This is a genomic window from Paractinoplanes ferrugineus, assembly GCF_016862195.1.
Taxonomy (GTDB): Bacteria; Actinomycetota; Actinomycetes; order Mycobacteriales; family Micromonosporaceae; genus Actinoplanes; species Actinoplanes ferrugineus.
Map to the genome: position 1 here is coordinate 40,779 of NZ_BOMM01000045.1, position 24,628 is coordinate 65,406.

The following is a 24,628-nucleotide window of genomic DNA, read 5'->3' on the forward strand; positions in this document are numbered from 1 at the left end:
TGGTCATTGGTCCAAGTCGGACATGTCGAGCACGAAGCGATAGCGCACATCGCCCTTCGAGAGGCGGTCCAGGGCCGACGCGACCTGGGCTGACGGGAGCAACTCGAGGTCGGCGGTGATGCCGTTGGTGGCGCAGAAGTCGAGCAGTTCGGCGGTGTGGCGAGTCCCGCCCGTACCCGACGAGGTCAGGTTCTTTCGACCGAAGGTCAGTTCCATGATGCGCACCGGAGCTTCCAGCGGCGCCCCCAGAACGCTCAGCGTCCCGCCCAGGGTGAGCAGGCGCAGCAGCGGGGAGAAGTCGTGTTTCGCGGCGATCGTGTCGAGGATCAGGTCGAAGCGGCCGAACGCCCGCTTCATCTGCGCCTCGTCGGTGGTCAGCAGCAGGTCGGTGGCGCCCAGATCGCGGGCATCATCGGCCTTGGCGGCGGAGCGGCTCAAGACCGTGACCTCGGCACCCAGCGCCGCGGCGAGCTTGACACCCAGGTGGCCGAGGCCGGCGATCGCGACGTGGCTTCCCGGCCCGACGCCGGCCGCCCGCAGCGGCTCCCACATGGTGATGCCGGCGCACATGAGCGGGGCCGCGACGGCCGGGTCGAGGGCGTCGGGAACCCGGCGTTCCGTTCGACGCCGGCGATCTGGCCGGCTGGGCCGTGGCCGTCTACGACCAGCACCGGGGCCGGCCCGACCTCGCCCGCCTGATGGGCTGGATTCGTCTTGAACAGCGCCCGACCGGCCGGCTGTTCGAGAACCTGGACCTCGGCCCGAAACTTGAGGCTGTGACACGCGCCCAGGCCGCCGGCCGGCTCCGCGCGGGCGACCCGTTCGACCTGGTGGCCCTGGTTCTGTCGATGGCGAGCACCTGGTCGGCGGCGAGCGGCTTGCACGCCTCCTCGCCCGATGAGCCCGTGGCCGACCACGACCGGCGGCGCGCCCTGCTCCGGGAGAGTGTCGAGCGGATCGTCAGACCATGAAAACGGCCCCCAGCCGGGGGCCTTTTCACAGCCGGACGTCAGTTGTTGTCGTCGGACGACTTGTTCGGCTTCGGCGTGACACCGACGCCGTTCTCCTCGCACAGGGCGGCGTACTTGCCGGTGCACAGCTCCTTCTTCGTGACGAAGCCGCTGGCCACCACGTCCTTGACCTTGTCGATGGTGATCGCGTTCGGCTGCAGCTTCACGAACGGCACGTAGGCGCCCGACTCCGGGTCCTTGAGCTGCTCGGAGACGGCCGGCTTCTCGCCCTTGAACAGCTGGGCGGCGAGCTTGCCGGCGGCCTCGGCCTCGGGCTCGATGGCCTTGTAGACCGTCAGGCACTGGTCGCCGGTGAGGATGTTCTGCAGGCCCTGGACGGTGGCGTCCTGACCGGTGACCGGGACCTTGCCGTTGAGCTTCTTCTTCCGGAGCACCTCGATGGCCGCACCGCCGAGACCGTCGTTGGCGGCGAGGACCCCGGCGATCTTCGGCTGCTGCTCGAGCATCTGCGTGAAGATCCGGCCGGCCTCGTCGGCGTCCCAGTCCGGCACGTACTGGTCCGGGCCCTGGGTGTACTCGGCGGAGTCGTACTTCGGCTGGAGCAGCTGGTCGTAGCCGTTCTTGAACAGAGTCGCGTTGTTGTCGCTGCGCGAGCCGTTGAGCTCGGCGATCACCGGGTTCTTGACGTTGCGCTTCTTGAGGCAGTCGATCAGGCCGTACGCCTGGAGCTTGCCGACCTGCTCGTTGTCGAAGCTGACGTAGTAGTCGGCGCCGCCGTTGAGGGTGAGCCGGTCGTAGTCGATGACCGGGACCTTCTTCTCCTTGGCCTTGTCGATCACGGCCTTCGCCGAGTCGGAGTCGAGGTTGGCGATGATCAGCACCTTGACGCCGGTGTTGATCATCTCCTCGCCGATCTTGATGAAGTTCGCGCGGTCACCCTGGGCGTTCTGGATGTCCGACGGGATGCCCGCGGCGTCGAGGGAGGCCTTGAGGAACTTCGGATCGTCGGTCTTCCAGCGCTGAGAGCTCTTGGTATCCGGAAGGATCACGCCGACACGCGCCTTGCCCGACCCGGCGCCCGAGTTGCCGCTGCCACTACCGGCATCACTCGACTGATCCGAGTCGTCACACGCTGTCATGGTGGCCGTCGCCAGCAGCCCGACCGTCGCGAGCGCCAGCAGCTTCTTGCGCATTTCCGAGAATTCCTCTCAGGTGGATCCCGACCTGTGTGGTCCGGCCGAAGGTAACCCAGTATCGAGGGTTGATGACAACCCTCGACCAGGGGTACGGCGCTCGAGAGAAAAATAGTTCATCTCTCGAGCGTGAGCGTCAGCCAACTACCCACAGTGCCGTTGCACGCTACGCCACCCGCACCTGATCCACCAGGACCGAAGATCGTCAGGGGTGCCGGAGCTACCAGTTGACCGCTATGTACTTCGACTCCAGGTATTCCAGCAGGCCCTCGTGACCGCCCTCGCGCCCGACGCCGGACTGCTTCACCCCGCCGAACGGCGCCGCCGGGTCACTGACCAGGCCCCGGTTGAGGCCGACCATGCCGGCCTCGATGGCCTCGCTGACCCGCAGGCCACGGGCGAGGTTCCCGGTGAAGACGTACGCGACCAGCCCGAACTCGGTGTCGTTGGCGTACCGGACGGCCTCGTCCTCGGAGGTGAAGGTGACGATCGGCGCGACCGGCCCGAAGATCTCCTCCTTGAGGATCGGGGCGTCCCCGGTGAGGCCGGTGAGCACGGTCGGTGGGTAGTAGAAGCCCGGCCCGGCCGGCCGGGTGCCCCCGGTGACCACTTTCGCACCACCCTGCACGGCGTCGCGGACCAGGCTGTCGACCTTCGCCACGGTGTCCTCGTTGACCAGCGGCCCGACCTGGGTCTTCTCGTCCGTGCCGGGGCCGACGACCAGGCTCGACATGCGCTCGGCCAGGCGCCGCGAGAACTCCTCGGCGATCGGCTCCTCGACGTAGAACCGGTTCGCCGCGGTGCACGCCTCGCCACCGTTGCGCATCTTGGCGATCATCGCGCCGTCCAGCGCGGCGTCGAGGTCGGCGTCCGCGAAGACGACGAACGGGGCGTTCCCGCCCAGCTCCATCGACGTGTTGACGACGTTCTCCGCCGCCTGCGCGAGCAGGACCCGGCCGACCTCGGTCGAGCCCGTGAACGACACCTTGCGCACCCGCGGGTCCGCCAGCATCTTCGACACGACCTTGCCCGAGCTGCGCGACGGCAGCACGTTGACCACGCCGTCGGGCACGCCCGCCTCGGCCAGGATCGCCGCCATCGCGAGCGCGGTCAGCGGCGTGTCACTGGCCGGCTTGAGGATCACCGTGCAGCCCGCGGCGAGGGCCGGGCCGATCTTCCGGGTCGCCATCGCAGCCGGGAAGTTCCAGGGCGTGACCAGCACGCACACGCCGACCGGCTGGCGCACCACGAGGATCCGGTTGGCCCCGCTCGGCGCCGTGCTGACGATGCCCTCGCCGCGAACGGCTTCCTCGGCGAACCACCGGAAGAACTCGGCCGCGTACGTGACCTCACCCTTGGCGTCGGTGAGCGCCTTGCCGTTCTCCAGGCTGATCAGCTTGGCGAGCTCGTCGGCCCGCTCGGTCATCAACTCGAACGCGCGCCGGAGCGCCTCACCGCGTACCCGAGGAGGCGTAGCCGCCCAGGCCTTCGCCGCCGCGGCCGCCGCATCGACAGCCGACATCGCGTCCGCCTCATTAGCGTCCGCCACCGAGGCGAGCACGTCGCCCGTCGCGGGGTCAAGCACATCGAATCGTGCCCCGGAGGAGGCGGGGACCCACTTGCCAGCGATGAAGAGTTCAGTTTCCACCACCCCAGCATGGTCCGGCGCCCGCCGTCCCGCCATGCTGCACGCCGGGTACGGGGCGAAGCCTCCCGCACTGTCCGCCTTCGCCCGACGGCCGGCCGGCCTCACCCGAGGGGCCGGACCGTGAGCATCTGCTGGGCGGTGCCGACCGGTCCGTCGACGTCGTGCAGAACGGTGCTGGTCAGGCCCTGCCCGGCCGGACCGAACGTGACGGTGGTGTCCAGCCCGGTCCAGCGGCCCGCCGGCGGCCGATGCAGGTGGATGGTCAGATCGACGTTCGGGAACATCCACTCGGCCGGCGATTCGCGCGCCGCGATGCCGTTGGCCGTGTCGACAAGCGCGACGAAGGACGCCAGCGGGCTGCTCGGCTCCCCCGCGACCAGGGCATGCCGGGTCGTGATCCAGGCCGACGCCCGCCCCGGCTCCGCCCCGGGCAGCCGGCGGACCTCGATCGAGGCGATGTAGCCGCCGGTCCACAGCTCGCTCATCGGCCAGGGCACGGCGGACTCGGGACCGGGAAGCGGCTCGATCGCACCGCCCGCGACAGCCGTGGTGTCCGGCGCGGCGAGCAGCCAGGCTCGGGCCCGCACGACGGTCCGCCCGCCGATGACCGCGGTGGCCTCGAGCAGTTCGATGGTGCGCCCCGGCCGCACGGTCTCGACCGTGATCTCGGTCTCGTCAAGCGCGATCTTGCCCAGGATGTCGAAACTGAGCCGAGCCAGGACCAGCCCACCGCCGGTCCCCCGGTGCCGCTCGATGGCATGCACGATCAGCCCGCCGAGCGGACTGAAGTGCTGCTCGTCCGAGCGCCAGGCGCCCCCGGCATGACCGGTCGGCTTGTAGGTGGACGCACCGACCCGTTCGAAATAGCTCTCCGTCACCCCCCGACCCTAATATTCGTTCAGCTCCCGACCGGCCTGGGGCGGGCGCCCGGCGGAAAATGGCGGGAAAGCGGCGCGCGATGACCACGGTCACGCGCCCGGCCCGCCCTAGGGTGTGCGCATGGTGCTGGGGTTTCTCGGGCTCGGGGTGATGGGCCGGCCGATGGCCGCCAACCTTGTCGGAGCCGGTCACGAGCTCGTCGGGTGGACGCGGTCCGGCCGGGAACTGCCGGGGGCACGCGGTGCGGCGAGCCCGGCCGAGGTGTTCGAGCAGGCCGAGGTCGTGTTCCTGATGCTGGCCAACGCCGAGGCGATCGACTCGGTGATCGGGCCGGCCGTACGCGACCGCACAGTGGTGCACATGGGCACGACCTCCCCGGAGTATTCGGCTGGCCTCGGTGCCCGCGTCCGGGAGCTGGGCGGCCGCTACGTCGAGGCACCGGTCTCCGGGTCACGCGGGCCGGCCGAGGCGGGACAACTGGTCGCGATGCTCGCCGGCGACGAACCGGACCGCGACCGGGTGCGGCCGCTTCTCGCGCCGATGTGCCGCGAGGTCTTCGACTGCGGTCCCGTTCCGCGAGGCCTGCTCCTGAAGCTCGCCGTCAATACCTTCCTGATCAGCATGGTCACCGGGCTGGCCGAGGCGTTCCATTTCGCCGATGGGGTCGGACTCGACCCGGCGCTCCTGCGGGACGTTCTCGACGCCGGGCCGATGGCGTCGTTCGTCTCCAAAGGCAAAGGCGGCAAAATCGTCGCCGGCGACTACTCGGTACAGGCCGCCATTCGCGACGTCCACTACAACAACCGGCTGATCGTCGAAGCCGCCGCGAAGCACGGTCTGGCGACTCCACTCCTCGACATCTGCCGGGAGCTCTATGCCGAAACCGAACAGCAGGGACGCGGCGGCGAGGACATGGCCTCGGTCATTCACGCGGTCAAGGCGCGAAACGCTCCCGGTACTTCGTCGGCGAACAGCCGAAACGGCGCTGGAAATGCTGACGCAGCAATGCCGCCGAACTGAAACCGACCCGGCCCGCGGCCTCCTCCACCCCCAGATCCGGCTGCGATTCCAGCAACTGCCGGGCGAGACTCACCCGCTGTTCCAGCACCCACGCGTACGGGGTGGTGCCGGTCGCCGCCCGGAAACGCCTCCCGAGCGAACGCGTCGACAACAGCGCACGCCGAGCCATGACCTCGACGGACAGGTCCTCGTGCAGGTTCACGGCGGCCCAGTCGAGAAGGGCGGCGATGTCGTCGTCGGGACGCCGGGGCGGCGACAGCGGGCGGGGCGGGCCGGCAAGCATCCCCTGTGCGACCGCGTCGGCCGCGGCGCGACCGTGCTCCCGGCGGATCAGATGCAGGCACACGTCGATGGCGGCGCCGGTGAAGATCGGGTCGTCGTCGACGTAGCGGGCCGACGGATCGGCCCGGACCCGCGGGAACCAGTCGGTGAGCTGATCCGCGAGGACCGGCGGGACCACCACCGTACGATCATCGAGCAGCCCCGCCGACGCCAGCGTGAACGCCGCCGACCAGGCCGCGACCAACCGCGCACCCCGCGTCGAAGCGGCCCGCAGGGCCGCCGTGACCGCGGCATCCACCGTGCGCACCGGCTCGGCGGGCGGCGCCAGCGCGATCACGTCGGCCTCCGCGAGCCGCGCCAGACCGGCGGCCGGCGTGACGGTCAGCCCGCCGAAAGTCGGCACCGGCACACCCGGCCGAGCCGACGCGATGGCGAACTCAAAAGCGGGCACCCCCGCGTCCGTCCGATCGGTGCCGAACACCTCGCAATAAACCGCCAGCTCGAACGGGCGCACCGTATCCGACATCAGCACCACGACGTTCCGCACAGCTCGAGCCTGCCAGCGCGCCCCCAACCGGGGGATGGCCAGTTGCGGACATGTGGCTTGGCCTAGGGTGATCCGAGTGGCGAGGTATTTCGACGTTCATCCCGACAATCCGCAGGCGCGATCCATCCGGCAAGTGGTGGACATCGTGCGCGACGACGGTTTGATCGCCTACCCGACGGATTCCTGTTTCGCACTCGGCTGCCGCCTGGGCAACAAGGCCGGCCTCGACAAGATGCGCGAGATCCGTCACCTGGACGACCGCCACCATTTCACGCTGATGTGCCACGACTTCGCCCAGATCGGCCACTTCGTGCTGCTCAACAATTCGTCGTTCCGCCTGGTCAAAGCCTCCACGCCGGGCCCCTACACGTTCATTCTGCCGGCCTCGAAAGAGGTTCCGAGGCGCCTTCTGCACCCCAAGAAGAAGACCGTGGGAGTACGAATCCCCGAGCACACAGTGACCCAGGCGATCCTGGCCGAACTGGGCGAGCCCCTGGTCTCGACCACCCTGCTCCTGCCCGGCCAGCCGGAGCCCATGACCATGGGCTGGGAGATCAAGGAAGCCCTGGACCACCAGCTGCAGGCGGTCATCGACTCCGGCGAGGGCTGCGGCGTCGAGCCCACCACCGTCATCGACCTCTCCGACGGCGAGCCCGAAATCCTCCGAGCCGGCGCCGGCGACACGTCCCGCTTCGAGTAGCCCTCCCCCGCCCCGGGATGCCCCATTTTCGGGGAAGAAGGGCCCTGGAAGACGAACTGAGACCCCTACTTCCCGGAAGAAGGGGTCTCCGAGCCGGCGAGGCAGCGTCTTCGCTGAAAATGAGGTCTCGAGGCCGGGATCCCGCGGCGCTGATGTCCGGGTGCGGGCGGGCCTCGGCCCGTGCTCGTTCAACCGAAGCGGTGGGCGCAACGCGCTGGGATGGCAGGAGCCGGCCCGACGCTCGGGGCGAAGGACCGGCTCCGCGTCTGTCAGCGCAACCAGCGCAAGGGAACGGCGGCGGCCAGGGCGGCGTAGCCGGTGGGGTTGAAGTGCAAGTGGTCGCCGATGTCGTAGGCGGGATTGAGGCGGCGGGGGGCGGCTGGGTCGCGGGCGGCCACGTCGAAGTCGACTATTTCGTCGAAGACTCGGCCGCGCCGGAGGGTGGCGTTGATCAGCTGCCGGGCGGCCTCGCGGTGGCCGTCGGGGTCGTCGTAGTCGGTGTTGCCGCCGAACGGGGTGATGGTCGCGCCGTACACGGTGAGGTCCCGGGCGCGGGCTCGGGTCGCGACCTGCTCGAGGGCGAACAGCAGGTCGTCGGCCACCTGCTTCTGGCCGGCCGGTGTCGCCGGGGCGGTGCCGATGTCGTTGACGCCCTCGAAGATCAGCATGCGGTCGACGCCGCCGGTGGCCAGCACGTCGCGGTCGAGGCGGGCCAGCACGCTGGGACCGAGACCGTCGTCGAGGACGCGGTTCCCGCCGGCCGCCTGGTTGAGCACGGCGATCCGCGGCCGCCGGGCGAAGAGCTGGTCCGGCCAGCGGTCGTTGCCGTTGGTGGTGGAGCCTCGCCCGTCGGTGAGCGAGTCGCCGACGAGGACCAGGGCCGGCCCGTCGGCGCGCACCTCGACGCCGCTGATCAGATACCAGTGATCGACCCCGACGGCGCCGGGCAGGTCGGGGGCGGCGTGCCGATCACCCCTCATGAGGTACGACGTAGTGCGCGAACCCGGGTGCGAGGTGAGGTCGAGGCTCGCCTGCCCGGCCGCCGAGTAGACCGTGATCGACAGGTTCTCGCCCGGCTGGACCGGCAGGTCGACCGGGTCGGACACGACCTGGGCGCCGACCGGCACGACCACGCCGGCCCGTCCGCCGAAGGTCAGTGCGTGCACACTTTCGGCGACCACCCCGGCGACCCCGGGCAGCCCGTCGACCGGCCGGCCGATCGCGGCCGCGGTCAGTGGCAGGCCGGCCCCGCCGTACGCGTTGGAGAACCGGACCCGGACCTGTGGCCCGCCGATCGTGACGTGCACCGTCTGCCGGAGTGTGGTGTCGGCGAAGACGTCCGACTCCCCCGTGAACGGCGCCGGCGGCATGTTGTCCGGCTCGGTGAGCTGCGGCATCGCCACCCAGGTGTGGGTCCAGCGGCGGCCACCGTGGGCGGCGGCCGGCGAGCTCATCGGAACCACCTCAGCGGTACGGCGGCGGCCATCACGGCCATGCCGTCGTCGTTCGGGTGCAGGTGGTCGCCGGAGTCGAGGGCCGGGTTCAGCCGGGTCGGGTCCCCCGGCGCGCCCATGACCCGATCGAAGTCGACGACCCCGTCGTACTCTCCGGAGGTCCGGATCCAGTGGTTGAGCTGCTGGCGCTTGGCCTCGTTGACGGGCGTGCAGAAGCCGAGGGTGTCGTCCTTGAAGGGCAGGACGGTGCCGCCGAACGCGCGTACGCCGGCCTCGTGGGCGCGGGCGATCAGCTGCCGGTGCCCCGCGATCAGGTCGTCGGCACCGACCACCTCGGACGGCGGGGCCACCGTGCCGGGGTGGCCGAGGTCGTTCACGCCGAGCAGCACGATCAGGAAACGGCGGCCGGGCTGGGCGAGCACGTCCCGGTCGAACCGCCGCAGCCCGCTGACCCCGAAGTTGTCGGCGAACGTCTCGGCGTCGCTGCCGGCCGGCGGGTTCGGGTCGTGCAGCAGCCGGTTGCCGGAGACGCCGAGGTTGGCCACCCCGAGGTCGAGGTGGGCCTGCCGCAGACGCGCGGCGAGCAGGTCGGGCCACCGGTGGTCGAGGTTGGCGACGGTGTTGGCGCCGTTGGTGATCGAGTCGCCGAGCGCGACGATCGCCCCGGTGCCGCGACCACGCACCGCGACCCCGGACAGGAACAGATCTTCCTGGCGGGTCTCGACCGGGGTGACGGTCCGTGCCCCGGTGACGTCACCGTTCGCGATCACATTGTCCTGATAGGCGTACGCGGCGTGCGTCGTCACCGGCGTACGGTCCGGGAAGTAGATGCTGATCGCCAGGTCTCCCCCGGCCGGCAGGCGAAGCCTGACCGGATCGCTGACCAGCGGCGCGCCCGCCGGAACGGTCGCGTTCGGGCGCCCGCCGAACGTGACCCGCCGGTCGGTTGCCGCGACGATCGCCGAGGAAGCGCCCGTGCCGTCACGCAAGGCGACGCGCACACCCCCGATCCGCAGCGGCGTGTCACCGAACTCGTTCGTCAGCCGGACTCGCAGCTCGTCGCCGCCCACGGAGCAGTGCACGACGTGCCGCACCGTCTGCCGCTCCAGCACGAGCGGCGCGCCCCGGCGGGCGACGGTGGTGGGCGCGGCCGCCCAGGTCGTCACCCAGGTCGTCACCCGGCCGTCGGCCGAGGTCGGTGCGGCGTCGGATGAGGCGGCGCGGGCCACCGCGGCGTCGGCCGGGCCGGCACCCCCGAGCGCAGCGCCGGTGGCGGCCCCGGCGGCCGTGCCCGCCGCGAGAGCAAGCAGCTCACGGCGAGTGGGGCGACGCCGCGAGGCGGCGGTGGACGGGTCGGTGGGCACGGGGACCATCGCAATCAGCCGCGGCGCTGCGGCAGGGTCGGGCGCCAGCCGGTGGCGCGCAGTTCAGGGAGATCGGCCCCGGGCGCCGTAGGGGCCTGGGCGGGTGCGGCGGCGATGCGGGCTCCGGCCACCGGGACGGCGGCGGCTGGCGAGTGCGAAAGGGAGCGGGACACGTGGAACCTTCCGGGCGAACGGTCGGAAGTTTCGGAAACACCTCAGCCGAACATTCGTAACGTAGAGGCGTCCATCTATGCCGTCAAGCCCTGCCTGACTCTTGATCTTCGCCGAATTTCCGGCATTGACGTGGGCGCGCGAGCACACGAAGCTTTCCGCAAGTTATCGCAACTTTCGGATCCACCACCGAAGGGAAGTCTGATGATTTCGGTAAGAACGGGGTTGGGGGCGGCCGCTCTCGCCGCCCTGACCGCGATCGGCATGGCGACGGTTCCGACCGCCGCCGGCGCGAATGACACGGGACTGCGGGCCGCCGCCCGGGGCACCGGCACCAAGATCGGCACCGCTGTGGACATGGCGGCACTCGCCGACGACGCGCCCTACGCGGCGGCGGTCGCCCGGGAGTTCGACACGGTCACGCCGGAGAACGTGATGAAGTGGGAAGCGGTCGAACCGACCCAGGGCACCTACGACTGGGGCCCGGCCGACGACCTGGTCCGGGTCGCCCGCCGCAACGGTCAGGCGGTGCGCGGGCACACGCTGGTCTGGCACAGCCAGAACCCGGCCTGGCTCACCGAGGCCAACTTCACCAAGGAGCAGCTGCGCGCCCTGCTGCGCAAGCACATCTTCGACGAGGTCGGCCACTTCAAGGGCCGGGTCTGGGCCTGGGACGTGGTCAACGAGGCCTTGAACGAGGACGGGACGCTGCGCGACACGATCTGGCTGCGGGCGCTCGGCCCCGGTTACCTCGCGGACGCGTTCCGCTGGGCGCACCAGGCCGACCCGGGCGCGCTGTTGTTCATCAACGACTACAACGCGGAGTGGATCAGCCCCAAGACGGACGCGTACTACGCCCTGGTGAAGTCGCTGCGGGCGCAGGGCGTACCGGTGCAGGGTTACGGCATGCAGGGTCACCTCGGCATTCAGTACGGCCTGCCGGGCGACGTCCTGGAGAACGTGCGCCGCTTCGACGCGCTCGGCGTCAAGACGGCGTTCACCGAGGTGGACGTGCGGATGATCCTGCCGGCCGACTCGACGAAGGTGCAGGCGCAGGCCGAGGGCTTCGGGCTGATGCTGCGGGCCTGCCTGCTCGTGCGGAACTGCGTGTCCTACACGGTCTGGGGCTTCACCGACAAATACTCCTGGGTCCCGGGTGTCTTCACCGGTGAGGGCTCGGCCACCCTGATGGACGAGCAGTTCACCCCCAAACCGGCGTACGACACGGTGCGCGAGACGTTCGCCCTCGCGCGGCACTAGCCGGAACCGCACCGGGCGGCGGCGCTCACGCGCCGCCGCCCGGTTTCTTTCCATCGGATTACGCGGTGCTGCAGGCCAGGTTGTTGACCGTGGCCGGCGGGGTGCCGGTCCCCAGGAACCCGAAGGTGGTGTACGCCCCGGCGGCGACCGTCCCGTTCCAGCTCGCGTTCTTGACCGTCACCAGTGAACCGCTCGTGGAAGCTGTTCCGTTCCAGAGCTGGGTGACGGTCTGCGAACCCGGGAAGGTCCAGTTGACCGTCCACTTGCCGATCGGTGCACTGAGCGCGTGCACCATCACCTCGGCCTGGAAGCCTCCGCTCCAGGTTCCGGTGATGTTGTACATCGCCGAACAGCCGGTCCCGCCCGGGTTGCTGGTGGGCGAGGTGGTCGGCGTCATGGTGGGCGGCGTCGTCGGGGTGCTGGTGGGCGGCGTCGTCGGCGGCGTCGTCGGCGGGGTGGTGGGCGGGGTTGTCGTCCCGCCGTTACCGACACCGGTGACCTCGCCGTTACCGCCGTCGAAGACGACGTCGGAGCAGCCGTAGAACGTCTCGGTGCTGTCCGAGCGCGACCACACCGAGTAGATCAGGTGCTTACCGCTCTTGCCGGACGGCAGGGTGGCGTTCCAGTAGTAGTGCCCGGCGTCGGTGCCTGGTCCGCCGTCGGCCGGCGGGTTGGTGGTCTGATCGAACGGGGTGGACTCGAGGTCGCTCCACGCCAGGGGCTTGGTCGGGTCGTACCCGTTCTTGGTGATGTAGAGCGAGAACGTCCCGGGGTGCTTGGCCCAGTCGTTGTACTGGATCCCGATCGTCTTACCCGTCGTCAGGTGAGTGACCGGCCAGTCGTTACGAGCGAGGTTGAAGCCCGTGAAGTTGTACGGGCCCCCGGTGCCGCCGCTGCACAGCTGGCCGTCCGGCAGGAAGCCGGACACCCGCCCGGCCCCGTCGGAACGGAGCACGGCGAACCAGTTGTACAGCGAGGTGGTGCCGCTCTGCGCGACCGCGGCCGCACACGCCGCGTTCTTGGGCTCGATCGCACCCGTGTTCGGGTTACGACCGTCCTGGTAGCACAGCCAGGTCCGGCTGCCCGGCACCATCATGGCGCCGTGCGCGCTCGCCGCGGTGGGCATCACCACCGCGCCGAGCCCGGCCGCCAGCATGGCCGCCGCGACGTACGAGAACAGTTTCTTTCTTCTCACGGTTCCTCCTCTCAGCCGTTCGGGAACAGCCGGGCGAAGTCGGCGTAGCCGGTGGCGACGTCGACCTGCGCCCAGAAACGGTGGTAGTTGAACGTGGGGGCGGCACCGCCGTCGAGGTACGCCTGGACCTTGGGCCAGTCCGGGTCGTTCTTGTACCAGGAGCGGATGTCCAGGAAGGACTTGCCGGGGGCGATCACGTCGCCGTTCGGCATCTTGCCGGTCCAGCCCGGCGGGATGTAGAGACCCTGGCCGGTGGAGGCGTTGTAGACGTCGTCCATCCGGTTGTAGTCGGCGCGGGTCTCGGTGACCGAGACGCCCTTCGCGTCCTTGTGCGTCCAGATCGCGTCGAGCAGGTTCTTCGCCGCCGTCTTGGCCGCCGTGTTACCGGACTTGGCGGCGTAGTAGGTCAGCAGCTTGGCGAACGAGCCGGCCACACCGAGGTCGGTGCCCTTGCTCTTGACCGTGACGTGCAGGCCGGTGTTCGCCGCCGGGCTGGACGGGGTCCAGGTCGCCGGCTTGCCCGACCAGCCCAGGTCGGACGGGATCTCGAAGCTGGTGGCGCTGATGGTGGAGTTGGCCAGGGCCCAGGTGACCCACTTGTCGAGCACGGTCTTGGCCTTGGTGTCACCGGTCGTGTAGTAGTACTCGGCCAGGCGCTCCAGCGACCAGGTCTGCATGCCGAACCACTGGTTGGACGGCGGGTCCTCGTAGACCGGTGCCTCGACGTAGGACAGGCCGTAGAACGTCGGGGTGCCGGCCGGCGGGGCCGAGTAGCTGCCGTCCCAGCTGTTGGTGGCGCCACCGGCGATGGCCCCCTCGGAGGACTGCAGCCACTGGTAGAACTCGAGCTGCCGGTTCAGGGTCGCCTGCCAGTCCGACTTCGCGGTCGCGCCCTTCGGGGTGAACGCGCTGACGTTGGACAGGACGTACGCCGCCATCGGGTTCTGGTAGCCGAAGTGGTCGACGCTGGAACCGATCCGCCACGCCCAGCCCGCGCTGGTGTCGTAGGCGCCGCCCCAGGCGTAGTACCAGGACATCAGGTTGTTCGACGCGTTCTTGCCGGTGCCCGCGGGGCAGCTGGTCGAGGTACAACCGGGCTGCTTGAAGTACTTGTCGTAGAAGGAGTAGCGCAGGTAGTCGCCCATCTTGGCGGCGTTCGCCACCGAGGTGGAGATCTGCGAGGCCTTGCCCTGCTGGGTGGCCCAGGTGTACGCCCAGTACGCCGCCTGGATGGCACGCGAGTCAGCGTCCGGCGCGTTGGTGTACTTCCACTGCTTGGCGTAGCTGCTGTCCTTGGTGAACAGGTCCAGGTAGCCGTTCGGGCCGCCGGACTTGAACGTGTCGCAGGACGGCTGCGGCACGGTCTCGAAGGTGGACTCCTGCGGGCCGCGCTGGAAGGTGTTGATGTAGGCGACACGGGTGGTGCCGTCACCGCAGTGGCCGAAGCCGTAGGTGTTGTCGACGTCCATCAGCCAGTGCATGCCGTAGATGTCGTCGGTGCCGTACGCGCTCTTCAGCTCCGCCGCCAGCGGGTCGGTGCCGACCGAGACACTGGAGTCCAGCTGCGACGGGTACTGCGACGGCAGCGGGTGCTCGGCCGCGTACGTCGCCGGCTTCGCCGGGTTGTAGTTGGCGTTGGTGGGCTGGTCGGCGTGCGACGGGATGATGTACTTCTCCATCGTCGACCAGGCCGAGTTGAACGGCGCCCAGTCCTGGGTGGTGGAGCCGTGCTCGGCCTCCAGCCACAGCCAGTAGCTGAACGCCTCGGACGTGGTCTCGTGACCCTGGTCCGGCGCCTCGTCGATGAGCGTCTCGATCGAGTGGTAGGGCACGCCCTCGGGGCTGAAGTAGCCGTTGGACGGGTTCTTGATGTCGTTGTACATCTGGGTGAACCGGGCGTCGACCGCACCGGCGGTGACCACGTTCGCGGTCACCGTCGCGGCCGTGTAGCCGGTCGCGGTGGCCGAGAAGGTGGCGTTGGTGCCGCTGGTGGCCGCACTGGTGGCGGCGACCGTGACGGTCTGGCCGGTGCTCCAGTTCGACGGAGTGAACGTCAGCGTGGCCGGTGTCGCGGAGACCGTGGTCGCCCCCGCGGTCCGGGCCAGCGTCACGGTCACGCTGGTGGTCGGCGCGGCCGACAGGGCCAGCTTGAAGGTCGAGCTGTCACCGGGCGAGACGGTCACGCCGGTGGCGTCCGCGACGATCGCCGGCAGGGTGCTGGCGTCGACGAACACCGGCACGTCGGCCGTGTTGCTCTTGGTGCCGGCACTGTCGTACGCGACCGCCTGCAAGTGGTAGGCGGCGGTCTGGGCCGGCACCCCGGTCCAGGCGTACGAGTACGGCGCGGTCGTGTCGGTGTTGAGCAGCAGGCCGTCGTGGTAGAACTCGACCTTGCTGATCGTCTGCCCGGAGGCCGCCGTCGCGGTCGCGCTGATCGGGATGGAGGCCGGCGCCGTGTAGCGGGTGTTGGACGCCGGCGAGCTGATCGCCACGGTGGGCGCGGCCACCGCCCCGTTGCAGGCGGTGCCGTTGAGGCTGAACGCCGTCGGCACCGGGTTGGCCGAGCCGAAGGTGCCGTTGAAGCCGGTACCCACGGTCGCGTTGGTGCCGATGCTGCCGTTCCAGCCGGCGCTGTTCACCGTGACGTGCCGGCCCGACTGGGTGTAGGTGCCGTTCCAGCCCTGCGACACCTTCTGAGCCGAGTCGGGGAAGTCGTACTCGAGTTTCCAGCTGCTCACCGGGTCACCGGCGTTGGTGATCTGGATGTCTCCGGTGAAGCCGCCGGACCACTGGCTCTGCACCTTGTAGACGACGGTGCAGCCGGCCGCGGCGTGCGCTGGCGCACCTGCGGCCAGGGCCACGCCGGCACCGAGGACGGTGGTGCCGGCGACAGCGAGCCCTCGGCGTAAACGCCTCAGACGTCTCTCTCGTGGGAGCACGGGAGTTCCTTTCGTGGGGGTTGGGGAGTTGGCTCAGCTGGTCGCTGAGCAGGTGATCGGGGAGGGAACCGGGTTGGTGGTGCCGGTCAGACCCGCCAGGAAGCCGAACGTGGTGGTGCCGTTCGTGGCGAGCGTGCCGTTATAGCCGGCATTGACGACCTTGACCGTCGTGCCGGATTGGGTGCCGGTGCCGTTCCAGACCTGCGAGATGGTCTGGCCGCCGGTGAAGTTCCAGCCCACGGTCCAGCTCTTGGTGGCCGTGCCGCCGGTGTTCTGGACTGTCACCTCACCCTGCATGCCACCGCTCCACGCGCCGGTGACCTTGTAGGTGGCGGTGCAGCCCGACGCCCCGGTGGTCGGGGTGACGGTCGGGCCGGTGGTCGGGCTGACAGTCGGGCTGACAGTCGGGCTGACAGTCGGGCTGACTGTCGGGCTGACCGTGGGACTGACCGTCGGGCTCGCGGTCGGCGTGCTCGTCGGGGACGTGGTCGGTGGCGTCGTGGCCGTCGTGGTCCGGTCCGCGTAGAGGATCCCGCGGCCGTTGGTGCCCAGGTAGACCCGGCCGAACACGTTCGGGTCGCCGGCCAGCGCGTCGCCCATGTTGCCGTACTGGTGGGCGTCGTCGTTGATCCGCACCCAGCTGGTGCCGCCGTCGTCGGAGCGGAAGACGCCGGTGACCGCGTCGACCGTGCCGACCAGGAAGATCGCCTTGTGACTCTGGCCCGGTGCGGCCTTGCCGAAGGCGACGTTGATGCCGGACGTCACCGAGGTGACCTTGGTGAAGGTGGTGCCGGAGTCGGTCGACTTGAACAGCCCCGTCTCCCCGGCGACCCAGACCTCACCCGCGGTGCCCGGGACGGCCTTGAGGTGCAACCGGCCCGTGGTCGGCAGCGACACCGAGGACGCGGTGAACGTCGCGCCGCCGTCCTTGCTCGTGTAGAACTTCCCCGCCGCGTACGCGTAGAAGGTCTTGGGGTTGACCCGGTCCGATTCGACGATCGCCCCGGTGGGAATCCCCGTCGACGCGGTCCACGAGCTGCCTCGGGTGGTCGAGTAGTAGACCCCGGTGCCCTGCGGCGACCAGACCATGGCGCCGGCGTCGGCACCGACCGCGATGGTTCCGCCGCCGGTCACCCCGGACGGTTCCTGGCCCTGGTACCAGTTCTTGCCGCCGTCGGTGCTGATGCCGATGTGCGGGGCAGCGTCGGCGTTCCCGACTCGCGCGAACACTGTGGGCGTGAGTTCGGCGAAGTCGAGGGACGTGTTGCTGCTCAGCGTCGGGGTGTCGTGGAAGCTGGGTTGCACCGCGTCGAGTGACGCGTGGTAGAAGCCGCTGATGTCACCGAGCGCGCTGACCAGCGGTGCACCGGTCGGCGGAGCGGCGAGGTCGAGGACGGCCGTCTCCTCGAGGCCCTTGGCGACCGGCTTGATCGTGATCTTGGTGCCGGCGTCCCAGTTCGTCAGGTTCGACGTGCCGTAGACGGTGGCGCCGGTGCCGTAGAACATCCGGTCGGAGTTGTACGGGTCGATCGCGAGGGACTCGTTCATCCAGCCGAGCTTCGGGGTGGACTCCGGCGGTTGCGGGTTGGTGTTGAAGTCCAGCCAGGGGTTGGCCGAGATGTCCATGGTGTAGCGCTTGGACATGCTGGGGTAGCTGGTCCAGTCCCAGGCCCGGGTCCAGGTGGCCCCGTTGTCGGTGCTGCGGAAGAAGATCGCGTCCGGCCACCAGGAGATCTGGGTGGCGACCATCAGCGTGCCCGGGTGCAGGGTGTCGACCGTGAGGCCGGAGTAGCCGTAGTAGGCGTCCGCCGTCGGGGTCGGGGTGATGTTGGTCCAGGTCCCGGTCGAGATCTGGTATTTCCAGACCTGGCCGGCCGCGCCGTCGTACGGTCCGCCGGTGTCGCTGGTGGCGATGTAGAGGTAGTCGCCCTGGACGACGCCCTTGTGGGCGAGGTAACCGGTGGGCTGACCGGCGACGCGGGTCCAGGTGGTGCCGCCGTCGGCCGACGTGTAGAGCGGGTTGGCCTTGTCCCCGACACCCACGAAGATGCGGTTGGCGGCGCCGAACGTGACCCAGCTCAGACCCTGGTTCTGGTTGAGGTAGTTGTTGGTGTCGGACGCGTCCTGCACGTAGTTGCCGACGTTCGGGAAGCTGGTGACCTTGCTGAACGTCACGCCGTAGTCGGTACTGCGGTAGAGGCCGTTGCCGCCCTCGGCGGCGAAGTACACGTTCTTGTGGTTGTTCGGGTCGACGGCGAGCCGCTCACCGATGCCCCGGCCGGGCATGTTGCCGCCGTTCTTGAACGGCAGCGTGGTGATCTGCCAGGTGTTTCCCTTGTCCGAGGAGCGCAGGATGGCGCCGTTGTTCGGATCCCAGTCGTTGGTGTACATGCCGACCGCCGCATAGACCCGGTTGGTGTCGACCGGGTCGGGCGCGATGGACAGGACGCCGTTGTAGCCCCAGTTGTTCTGGCCGACCCAGTCGAGCAGCGGGGTCCAGCTCTGGCCGGCCTCGTTCCATCGGTAGGCGCCACCGATGTCGGTGCGGGCGTAGATCAGGTTCTTCTCGCCCGGGTTGAAGACGATGGCCGGGACGAAGCCACCCCCGTCGATCCGGACGTTCTTCCAGTTGTACGGGTCGGCCGCGGTCGCCGACGCCGTGTTGGGCGAGGCCAGGGCGACCGCCACCACCCCGGCTAACAGGGCGGCGATGCTCGCCCCGATGGCTACCCTTCTCATCCGGGCACCTTCCATAGACGTACGTGCACATGGGAGCGCTCCCAGAAGCGTCCGGCCTGAGACACATCGCTGTCAAGCCCTGGAAACATCGAGTTGACAATGCTGAATCTACGGGCGCTTTTCGGAAATGCTTTTCGCGCTAACCGCAATGAATTGACTGAACTCAATCGCTTAAACGTTCAGCAACGCCTTGAAATGGGCCGAACACTTACCGTCAACCAACGGGACGTTCAGGTGTTTTCGGCGCTGTGTATCATCCTGGCGTTGATTGCCAGGACGACACCGGGGTATCCACGGTCCGGTCAGCGGATCGGACCGGCGGTGGAGGAGCGTTGCATGAAGGTTTGCGTTGTCGGTACGGGCTATGTCGGCCTTACTACCGGGGTCAGTCTCGCGTTCCTCGGGCATGAGGTGACCTGCGTCGATCTGGATCAGCAGAAGGTCGACATGCTCACCGCGGGCCGGTGCCCCATCTACGAGCCGGGAATGGACGACCTGCTGTCCGAGGCCGCCGCCAATCTGACGTTCACCACCAGCTACGCCGAGGCGGTGCCCGGCGCCGATGTGGTCTTCGTCGCAGTGCAGACCCCGTCGGCCGACGACGGCAGCCCCGACCTGCGCTATCTGCGCTCGGCCGCGGAGAGCGTGGCGCAGAACCTCGACCACGACTTCACCGTCGTGGTCAACAAGTCGACCGTGCCGATCGGCAGCGGCAACTGGGTCGACGCGATTCTTCGCGAGTCGTTCGCGCAGCGCACCGACCGGCCCGAGGGCTGCGAATTCTCGGTGGCCTCCAATCCCGAGTTCCTGCGCGAGGGCAATGCGATCCACGACACGCTCTTCCCCGACCGAATCGTGATCGGCTCCGACAATCCGCGCGGCCTGCAGGTGCTCAACCAGCTTTATCGGCCGATCATCAACCAGACGTTCACGGCGCCGAGCTTCTCGCCGCGCCCCGACGACATCGGCGCGGTCCCGCTGGTCTCCACCGACCTCGCCTCGGCCGAACTCATCAAGTACGCGGCCAACGCGTTCCTGGCGCTGAAGATCAGCTACGCGAACGAGATCGGCCAGCTCGCCGCCAAGGTGGGCGCCGACATCACCGAGGTGACCCGGGGCATGGGTCTCGACCAGCGGATCGGCTCGCGCTTCCTGCAGGCCGGCGTCGGCTGGGGCGGGTCCTGCTTCGGCAAGGACACCAAGGCCCTGATCGCCACCGCGGCCGAGTACAACTACTCGATGCCGATCGTGCAGGCCGCCCGCGAGGTCAACGACCGGCAGCGGCTCATCGCGGTCGAGCGCCTGCAGGACGAGCTGCGCATCCTCAAGGGCCGCAAGATCGGCCTGCTCGGCATCGCGTTCAAGCCCAACACCGACGACCTGCGCGACTCGCCGGCGCTCGACATCGCCAACCTGCTGATCGCCCGCGGCGCCCGGGTGCGGCTGCACGACCCGATCGCCGGCGAGCGCTTCCAGCGTGAACAGCCCGAGCTCGCGCCCTACCTGCGCGAGTCGCTCGACGACCTGTTCGACGACTGCGACGCGGTCGTGCTGGTCACCGAGTGGGCGCAGTACCTCGAACTGGACTGGGGCAAGTTCGTCGGCCTCATGCGCACGCCGATCCTGCTGGACGGCCGGCATGTGCTGGACAGCGAGCGGATGGCCCGGCTCGGCTACAAATACTTGGCAATCGCCGGATAAGCCCGTTTCAGCCCAGACACCCCGGCCGTCTCGCCGGATATCCCAGATATCCAGCGGGCCGGCCGGCCTGCGTCTAGGGTCTGGTCAGGGGCTTTGGGGGTGTGACCAGCAGTTCTCCCTTAACCGGTTAAGGTGCCAGATCGCCGCTGCCGTATCGTTACCGAGTCGATCGAGCGGAAATCATTGCGCAACGTCCCGGTTACCTCTTGACTGTGAGCCAAGTAGCGCTTCGGACGGCGACGTCTTCGGACGTCGGAGGCGCGATTTGACATAGGGAGCGGTATGTTCGGTCAACCTAGGAGCCCGCGTTTCCGGGCCGCGCTCGCCGGCACGCTCAGTGCCGGGCTGGTTCTCAGCATCGCAGCTTGCGGCGGCAGCGACGACTCCGACAGCGACACCTCGTCGAACGCCTCGGCGTCGGCGATCGACTGTGCGCCATACACGAAGTTCGGCGACATCAAGGGCAAGACGGTCTCCATCTACACGGGCATCGTCACTCCTGAGGACACGCCGCACATCAACTCGTACAAGCCTTTCGAGACCTGCACGGGCGCGACGGTGAAGTACGAGGGCGACAAGTCCTTCGAGACCCAGATCCTGGTCCGGGCCAAGGCCGGCAACCCGCCGGACCTCGCCATCGTGCCCCAGCCCGGCCTGCTCAAGCAGCTCGTGGCCACCGGCAAGGCGGTCGTGGCGCCGGACGAGGTCTCGGCCAACGTCGACAAGTTCTGGGGCAAGGACTGGAAGGCCTACGCCACCATCGACGGCAAGTTCTACGCCGCGCCGCTGGGCGCGAGCGTGAAGTCGCTGGTGTGGTACTCGCCGAAGGACTTCAAGGACTCCAACTACGAGGTCCCCACCACCCTCGACCAGCTCAAGGCCCTCAGCGACAAGATGGTCGCCGACGGCAAGAAGCCGTGGTGCGCGGGCATCTCCTCGGGTGACGCGACCGGCTGGCCGGTCACCGACTGGATGGAAGACTTCATGCTCCGCACCGCGGGCGTGGACGAGTACGACAAGTGGGTCAACCACCAGATCGCGTTCAACAGCCCGGAGCCGACCGCGGCCCTCGACGCTGTCGGCGGCTACCTGAAGAACGACAAGTACGTCAACGGTGGTCTCGGCGACGTCAAGAGCATCGCGACCACCACGTTCCAGGACGCCGGCCTGCCGATCCTCGACGGCCAGTGCGAGATGCACCGCCAGGCGAGCTTCTACGCGGCCAACTGGCCCAAGGGCACCAAGGTCTCGCAGGACGGCGACGTCTTCGCGTTCTACCTGCCCGGCAAGGACGCGACCACCAAGCCGGTTCTCGGCGGCGGCGAGTTCGTCCTGTCGTTCGCGGACCGTCCCGAGGTCAAGGCGTTCCAGACCTACCTGTCCTCCGACACCTGGGCCAACACCAAGGCCAAGCTGTCCAGCGGCTGGGTCTCGGCCAACAAGGGTCTCGACCCGAACAACCTGACCAGCCCGATCGACCAGCTCGCGGCCAAGATCCTGCTCGACCCGGCCACCCAGTTCCGGTTCGACGGTTCCGACCAGATGCCCGCGGCCGTCGGCTCGGACGCGTTCTGGAAGCAGGCGACCAGCTGGATCACCGGCCAGGACACCAAGACCACGGTGGACAACATCGAAAAGGCCTGGCCGAAGAAGTAATCCGAACTGAATAGATCTACCCAAGGCCGGTCGGGAGGCGTAACAATCTCCCGGCCGGCCTCACCCTCTCTCACCACCACCACATAGCAACAAAGGAGGTACGGGTCGCGTGTTCAACACCGCCTCCACCACCCCAGGCAAGCTGTTACAGATGCTCGCCGCCCTACTGCTGTTCGCAGCGATCATGGGCGTCATCCTTTTCATCGCGGGACGACTCGGCCGCGGCAAGAACGGCGACAAGTGGGTGGGGTACATCTACCTCCTCCCGGCCGTCTTGATGCTGCTCATCGGTCTCGTCTACCCCGGTCTCCGCACCATCTACGAGTCGTTCTTCGACGCGGCCGGCAACGCCTTCATCGGGTTCGACAACTACAAGACGATCTTCACCAACGAGGACGAGCTCACCGTTCTGCGCAACACGGTGTTCTGGGTCGTCTTCACCCCGTTCGTGGCGACCGCGGTCGGCCTGGTCTACGCGATCCTGGTCGACAAGTCCCGGATGGAGTCGTTCGCCAAGGCCCTGATCTTCCTGCCGATGTCGATCTCCTTCGTGGCGGCCTCGGTCATCTGGAAGTTCATGTACGAGTACCGCCCCGACCAGGGCAGCGTGAAGCAGATCGGCCTGATCAACCAGATCATCGTCTGGCTCGGCGGCAAGCCGGTGCAGCTGCTGATCGAGTCGCCCCTCAACACGTTCCTGCTGATCATCGTGATGATCTGGATCCAGGCCGGCTTCGCGATGACCATCCTGTCGGCGGCGATCAAGGCGATCCCGGACGACATCGTCGAGGCCGCCCGCCTCGACGGCGTCAACGCGTGGAGCATGTTCCGGAGCATCACGCTGCCGAGCGTGCGCCCGACCGTCGTGGTCGTGCTCACCACGATCGGTATCGGCACGCTGAAGGTCTTCGACATCGTCCGCACCATGACCGGCGGCCAGTTCAAGACCAACGTCGTGGCCAACGAGTTCTACAGCCAGACGTTCCGAGCGGACAACCAGGGTCTCGGCGCCGCCCTCGCGGTGCTGCTGTTCATCCTGGTCATCCCGATCGTCGCGTACAACATCCGCCAGGTCCGTCAGGGGGCATGATGAGCATCGTCACTCCGCTGACGACCGGCCCGGAGATCACGCCGAAGCAGCTGTCCGCGTCCGCGGTCGCCAAGAAGAAGCTCAGCTCGCCGTGGGCGTCGCTGGCCGCGATCGTCATCGCGGTGCTGTGGACGATTCCCACGTTCGGCCTGCTGGTCTCGTCGTTCCGGCCCGAGCGCGCGATCAAACGCACCGGCTGGTGGACGTTCTTCAGCGACCCCCAGGTCACCTTCGACAACTACAAGGCCGTCTTCGGCGCCGACGGCGGCGTCAACATGGCCGACTTCTTCGTCAACTCGCTGGTGATCTGCATCCCCGCGGTGCTGATCCCCCTCGCGCTGGCGTCGCTCTCGGCCTACGCGTTCGCCTGGATCGAGTTCAAGGGCAAGAACTTCCTGTTCCTGGCCATCTTCGCGCTCCAGATCGTGCCCCTGCAGGTCACCCTGATCCCGGTCCTCGAGATCTTCGTGAAGCTGCACTTGACCGGCACGTTCTGGACGCTGTGGCTGGCCCACTCGACGTTCGCCCTGCCCCTGGCGATCTACCTGCTGCACAACTTCATGAAGGAGATCCCCGCGGGGTTGATCGAGGCGGCGCGCATCGACGGCGCCGGCCACGTGTCGATCTTCTTCCGAGTCATGTTGCCGCTGCTCACTCCGGCTCTGGCGGCGTTCGGCATCTTCCAGTTCCTGTGGGTCTGGAACGACCTGCTGGTCGCCCTGGTCTTCGCCGGCGGCGGCAACGAGGTCGCACCGATCACCCTGCAGCTGGCCAACCTGAGCGGCACGAGAGGCACCGCCTGGCAGCTCCTGTCGGCCGGCGCGTTCGTCTCGATCCTCGTCCCGGTGACGGTGTTCCTGCTGCTCCAGCGCTACTTCGTCAGGGGTCTGCTGGCCGGAAGCGTCAAGGGCTAGGTTTTCTCCACGCCGAAAGGCCGCGTCCGGATCGGACGCGGCCTTTCGGCGTGTCGCGGGTTCGACCGATATTGAAGTCCACCCCGACCCGGGCGCAGGATGTGGCATGACCATCACCGCGTACACCAAGACCGTCGGCGAGGTTGCGGCCCAGAGCGGCGTGGCGGCGTCCGCCGTACGCTTCTACGAACAACACGGTGTGGTCGCCGCCGTCCGCACCCAGGGTGACCAACGACGGTTCGATGAGAGCGCGGCGTGTCGCATCCGGGTCGCCCGGATGGCCCAGCGGGTCGGCCTGACCGTGCGGGAGATCGCCGAGGTCTTCGCGACGCTCCCCCGCGATCCGCAGCCGGCGGACTGGGCGCGGGTGGCCGAGGCGCTGGTCACCGAGGCCGAGGCGCGCACGGCCGCTCTGCGGGACCAGCTGGCCGCGATGCGCTGGGGCGCCCGCCCGGGTGATCTCGCCTAGGCGCGGTCGAGAACGACCACCGGGATCTCCCGCGAGGTCTTCGTCTGATACTGGTCGTAGTCGGGCCAGACCTCGACCATCTTGGCCCACATGTCCGGCTTCTCCGCCGCCGTGGCCACCCGCGCGGTCGCCCGGAAACGGTCACCCTTGATCTGCACCTCGACGTTCGGGTCCGCGGACAGGTTCAGGAACCAGGCCGGCGGCTCCGGCGTCCCGCCCTTGGACGCGACGACGAGGTAGGACCCGTCGTACTCCCGGTAGATCAGCGCGTGCGACCGCTGCTCGCCGGTCTTACGGCCCGTGGTGAACAGGATCAGAATGGTCGTCCCGTTCCGCCAGTGATAGCCGTCCTCGCCGTTGGTCTCGAGGTAGCGCTCGACGTGCGGATCGCCATGCAGTTCGACAGCAGATGTCATGTCCCGACCCTACGCCCGCG

Annotated in this window: 21 protein-coding genes; 9 read left to right on the forward strand and 12 right to left on the reverse strand. The window is 68.6% G+C overall.

Going from position 1 to position 24,628, the window contains the following annotated elements; all coding sequences use genetic code 11:
• Positions 1 to 3: 3 nt before the first annotated feature.
• On the reverse strand, positions 4 to 570 hold the full coding sequence (locus Afe05nite_RS23965; RefSeq protein WP_203819429.1) for a zinc-binding dehydrogenase: 567 nt from the start codon (positions 568 to 570) through the stop codon (positions 4 to 6).
• 65 nt (positions 571 to 635) lie between these two features.
• On the opposite strand from Afe05nite_RS23965, the gene Afe05nite_RS23970 reads away from it, so the two are divergent.
• A complete protein-coding gene (locus tag Afe05nite_RS23970; RefSeq protein WP_275407503.1) occupies positions 636 to 971 on the forward strand; it encodes a hypothetical protein in 336 nt (111 codons plus the stop codon).
• A gap of 38 nt (positions 972 to 1,009) precedes the next feature.
• On the opposite strand, the gene Afe05nite_RS23975 is transcribed toward Afe05nite_RS23970, so the two are convergent.
• The 3 genes from Afe05nite_RS23975 to Afe05nite_RS23985 all read right to left on the reverse strand — a co-directional run bounded on the left by Afe05nite_RS23975 (position 1,010) and on the right by Afe05nite_RS23985 (position 4,690).
• Entirely contained in the window at positions 1,010 to 2,164 is a 1,155-nt protein-coding gene (locus Afe05nite_RS23975) for a sugar ABC transporter substrate-binding protein (RefSeq protein WP_203819431.1), read from the reverse strand.
• A 220-nt stretch (positions 2,165 to 2,384) separates the two neighbouring features.
• Positions 2,385 to 3,812: an NAD-dependent succinate-semialdehyde dehydrogenase gene (locus Afe05nite_RS23980; protein WP_203819432.1), complete on the reverse strand. Its 1,428-nt coding sequence runs from the start codon at positions 3,810 to 3,812 to the stop codon at positions 2,385 to 2,387.
• 101 nt (positions 3,813 to 3,913) lie between these two features.
• On the reverse strand, positions 3,914 to 4,690 hold the full coding sequence (locus Afe05nite_RS23985; RefSeq protein ID WP_203819433.1) for a thioesterase family protein: 777 nt from the start codon (positions 4,688 to 4,690) through the stop codon (positions 3,914 to 3,916).
• 121 nt (positions 4,691 to 4,811) lie between these two features.
• On the opposite strand from Afe05nite_RS23985, the gene Afe05nite_RS23990 reads away from it, so the two are divergent.
• Positions 4,812 to 5,711 (forward strand): NAD(P)-dependent oxidoreductase, encoded by a 900-nt coding sequence (locus Afe05nite_RS23990; protein ID WP_203819434.1) that lies wholly within the window; start codon positions 4,812 to 4,814, stop codon positions 5,709 to 5,711.
• Here the strand turns inward: Afe05nite_RS23990 and Afe05nite_RS23995 are convergent.
• Positions 5,626 to 6,540: a GlxA family transcriptional regulator gene (locus Afe05nite_RS23995; RefSeq protein ID WP_203819435.1), complete on the reverse strand. Its 915-nt coding sequence runs from the start codon at positions 6,538 to 6,540 to the stop codon at positions 5,626 to 5,628. The genes Afe05nite_RS23990 and Afe05nite_RS23995 overlap by 86 nt on opposite strands.
• A gap of 76 nt (positions 6,541 to 6,616) precedes the next feature.
• Between Afe05nite_RS23995 and Afe05nite_RS24000 the strand changes: the two genes are divergently transcribed.
• A complete protein-coding gene (locus tag Afe05nite_RS24000) occupies positions 6,617 to 7,240 on the forward strand; it encodes an L-threonylcarbamoyladenylate synthase (RefSeq protein ID WP_203819436.1) in 624 nt (207 codons plus the stop codon).
• Between the two features lie 269 nt (positions 7,241 to 7,509).
• Here the strand turns inward: Afe05nite_RS24000 and Afe05nite_RS24005 are convergent, their stop codons facing one another.
• The 3 genes from Afe05nite_RS24005 to Afe05nite_RS24015 are packed head-to-tail and all read right to left on the reverse strand — an operon-like array spanning position 7,510 to position 10,231.
• Positions 7,510 to 8,694 (reverse strand): SGNH/GDSL hydrolase family protein, encoded by a 1,185-nt coding sequence (locus tag Afe05nite_RS24005; RefSeq protein ID WP_203819437.1) that lies wholly within the window; start codon positions 8,692 to 8,694, stop codon positions 7,510 to 7,512.
• Positions 8,691 to 10,058, reverse strand: coding sequence for an SGNH/GDSL hydrolase family protein (locus Afe05nite_RS24010; protein WP_239118148.1), 1,368 nt, complete (start codon positions 10,056 to 10,058; stop codon positions 8,691 to 8,693). The genes Afe05nite_RS24005 and Afe05nite_RS24010 overlap by 4 nt, the downstream gene beginning before the upstream one ends.
• 14 nt (positions 10,059 to 10,072) lie before the next feature.
• The gene (locus tag Afe05nite_RS24015) at positions 10,073 to 10,231 is read right to left on the reverse strand and encodes a hypothetical protein (protein ID WP_203819439.1); all 159 of its coding nucleotides are present in this window, start codon (positions 10,229 to 10,231) and stop codon (positions 10,073 to 10,075) included.
• Between the two features lie 202 nt (positions 10,232 to 10,433).
• Here Afe05nite_RS24015 and Afe05nite_RS24020 point away from each other — a divergent pair, with 202 nt between their 5' ends.
• A complete protein-coding gene (locus Afe05nite_RS24020; protein WP_203819440.1) occupies positions 10,434 to 11,489 on the forward strand; it encodes an endo-1,4-beta-xylanase in 1,056 nt (351 codons plus the stop codon).
• Between the two features lie 58 nt (positions 11,490 to 11,547).
• On the opposite strand, the gene Afe05nite_RS24025 is transcribed toward Afe05nite_RS24020, so the two are convergent.
• From Afe05nite_RS24025 to Afe05nite_RS24035, 3 genes are read right to left on the reverse strand one after another with little or no spacing between them, the layout of a single operon-like run.
• Positions 11,548 to 12,645, reverse strand: a complete 1,098-nt coding sequence (locus Afe05nite_RS24025; protein ID WP_203819465.1) for a lytic polysaccharide monooxygenase auxiliary activity family 9 protein — start codon at positions 12,643 to 12,645, stop codon at positions 11,548 to 11,550.
• A 50-nt stretch (positions 12,646 to 12,695) separates the two neighbouring features.
• Positions 12,696 to 15,623, reverse strand: a complete 2,928-nt coding sequence (locus Afe05nite_RS24030) for a glycoside hydrolase family 48 protein (protein ID WP_344224726.1) — start codon at positions 15,621 to 15,623, stop codon at positions 12,696 to 12,698.
• A gap of 33 nt (positions 15,624 to 15,656) precedes the next feature.
• Positions 15,657 to 18,362 (reverse strand): cellulose binding domain-containing protein, encoded by a 2,706-nt coding sequence (locus tag Afe05nite_RS24035; protein WP_203819441.1) that lies wholly within the window; start codon positions 18,360 to 18,362, stop codon positions 15,657 to 15,659.
• Positions 18,363 to 18,698: 336 nt separating this feature from the next.
• Here Afe05nite_RS24035 and Afe05nite_RS24040 point away from each other — a divergent pair, with 336 nt between their 5' ends.
• From Afe05nite_RS24040 to Afe05nite_RS24060, 5 genes are all read left to right on the forward strand, one after another.
• On the forward strand, positions 18,699 to 20,063 hold the full coding sequence (locus Afe05nite_RS24040) for a UDP-glucose dehydrogenase family protein (RefSeq protein ID WP_203819442.1): 1,365 nt from the start codon (positions 18,699 to 18,701) through the stop codon (positions 20,061 to 20,063).
• A 282-nt stretch (positions 20,064 to 20,345) separates the two neighbouring features.
• A complete protein-coding gene (locus tag Afe05nite_RS24045) occupies positions 20,346 to 21,719 on the forward strand; it encodes an ABC transporter substrate-binding protein (protein ID WP_203819443.1) in 1,374 nt (457 codons plus the stop codon).
• Positions 21,720 to 21,870: 151 nt separating this feature from the next.
• Positions 21,871 to 22,809 carry a carbohydrate ABC transporter permease gene (locus Afe05nite_RS24050; RefSeq protein WP_203819467.1) on the forward strand — a complete coding sequence of 313 codons (939 nt, stop codon included), beginning with the start codon at positions 21,871 to 21,873 and terminating at the stop codon, positions 22,807 to 22,809.
• Entirely contained in the window at positions 22,809 to 23,723 is a 915-nt protein-coding gene (locus tag Afe05nite_RS24055) for a carbohydrate ABC transporter permease (RefSeq protein WP_203819444.1), read from the forward strand. Before Afe05nite_RS24050 ends, Afe05nite_RS24055 begins: the two co-directional genes overlap by 1 nt.
• 106 nt (positions 23,724 to 23,829) lie before the next feature.
• Entirely contained in the window at positions 23,830 to 24,192 is a 363-nt protein-coding gene (locus Afe05nite_RS24060; RefSeq protein ID WP_203819445.1) for a MerR family transcriptional regulator, read from the forward strand.
• On the opposite strand, the gene Afe05nite_RS24065 is transcribed toward Afe05nite_RS24060, so the two are convergent.
• Positions 24,189 to 24,608 (reverse strand): nitroreductase family deazaflavin-dependent oxidoreductase, encoded by a 420-nt coding sequence (locus Afe05nite_RS24065; protein WP_203819446.1) that lies wholly within the window; start codon positions 24,606 to 24,608, stop codon positions 24,189 to 24,191. The two genes, Afe05nite_RS24060 and Afe05nite_RS24065, sit on opposite strands and share 4 nt — an antisense overlap.
• Positions 24,609 to 24,628 lie beyond the last annotated feature (20 nt).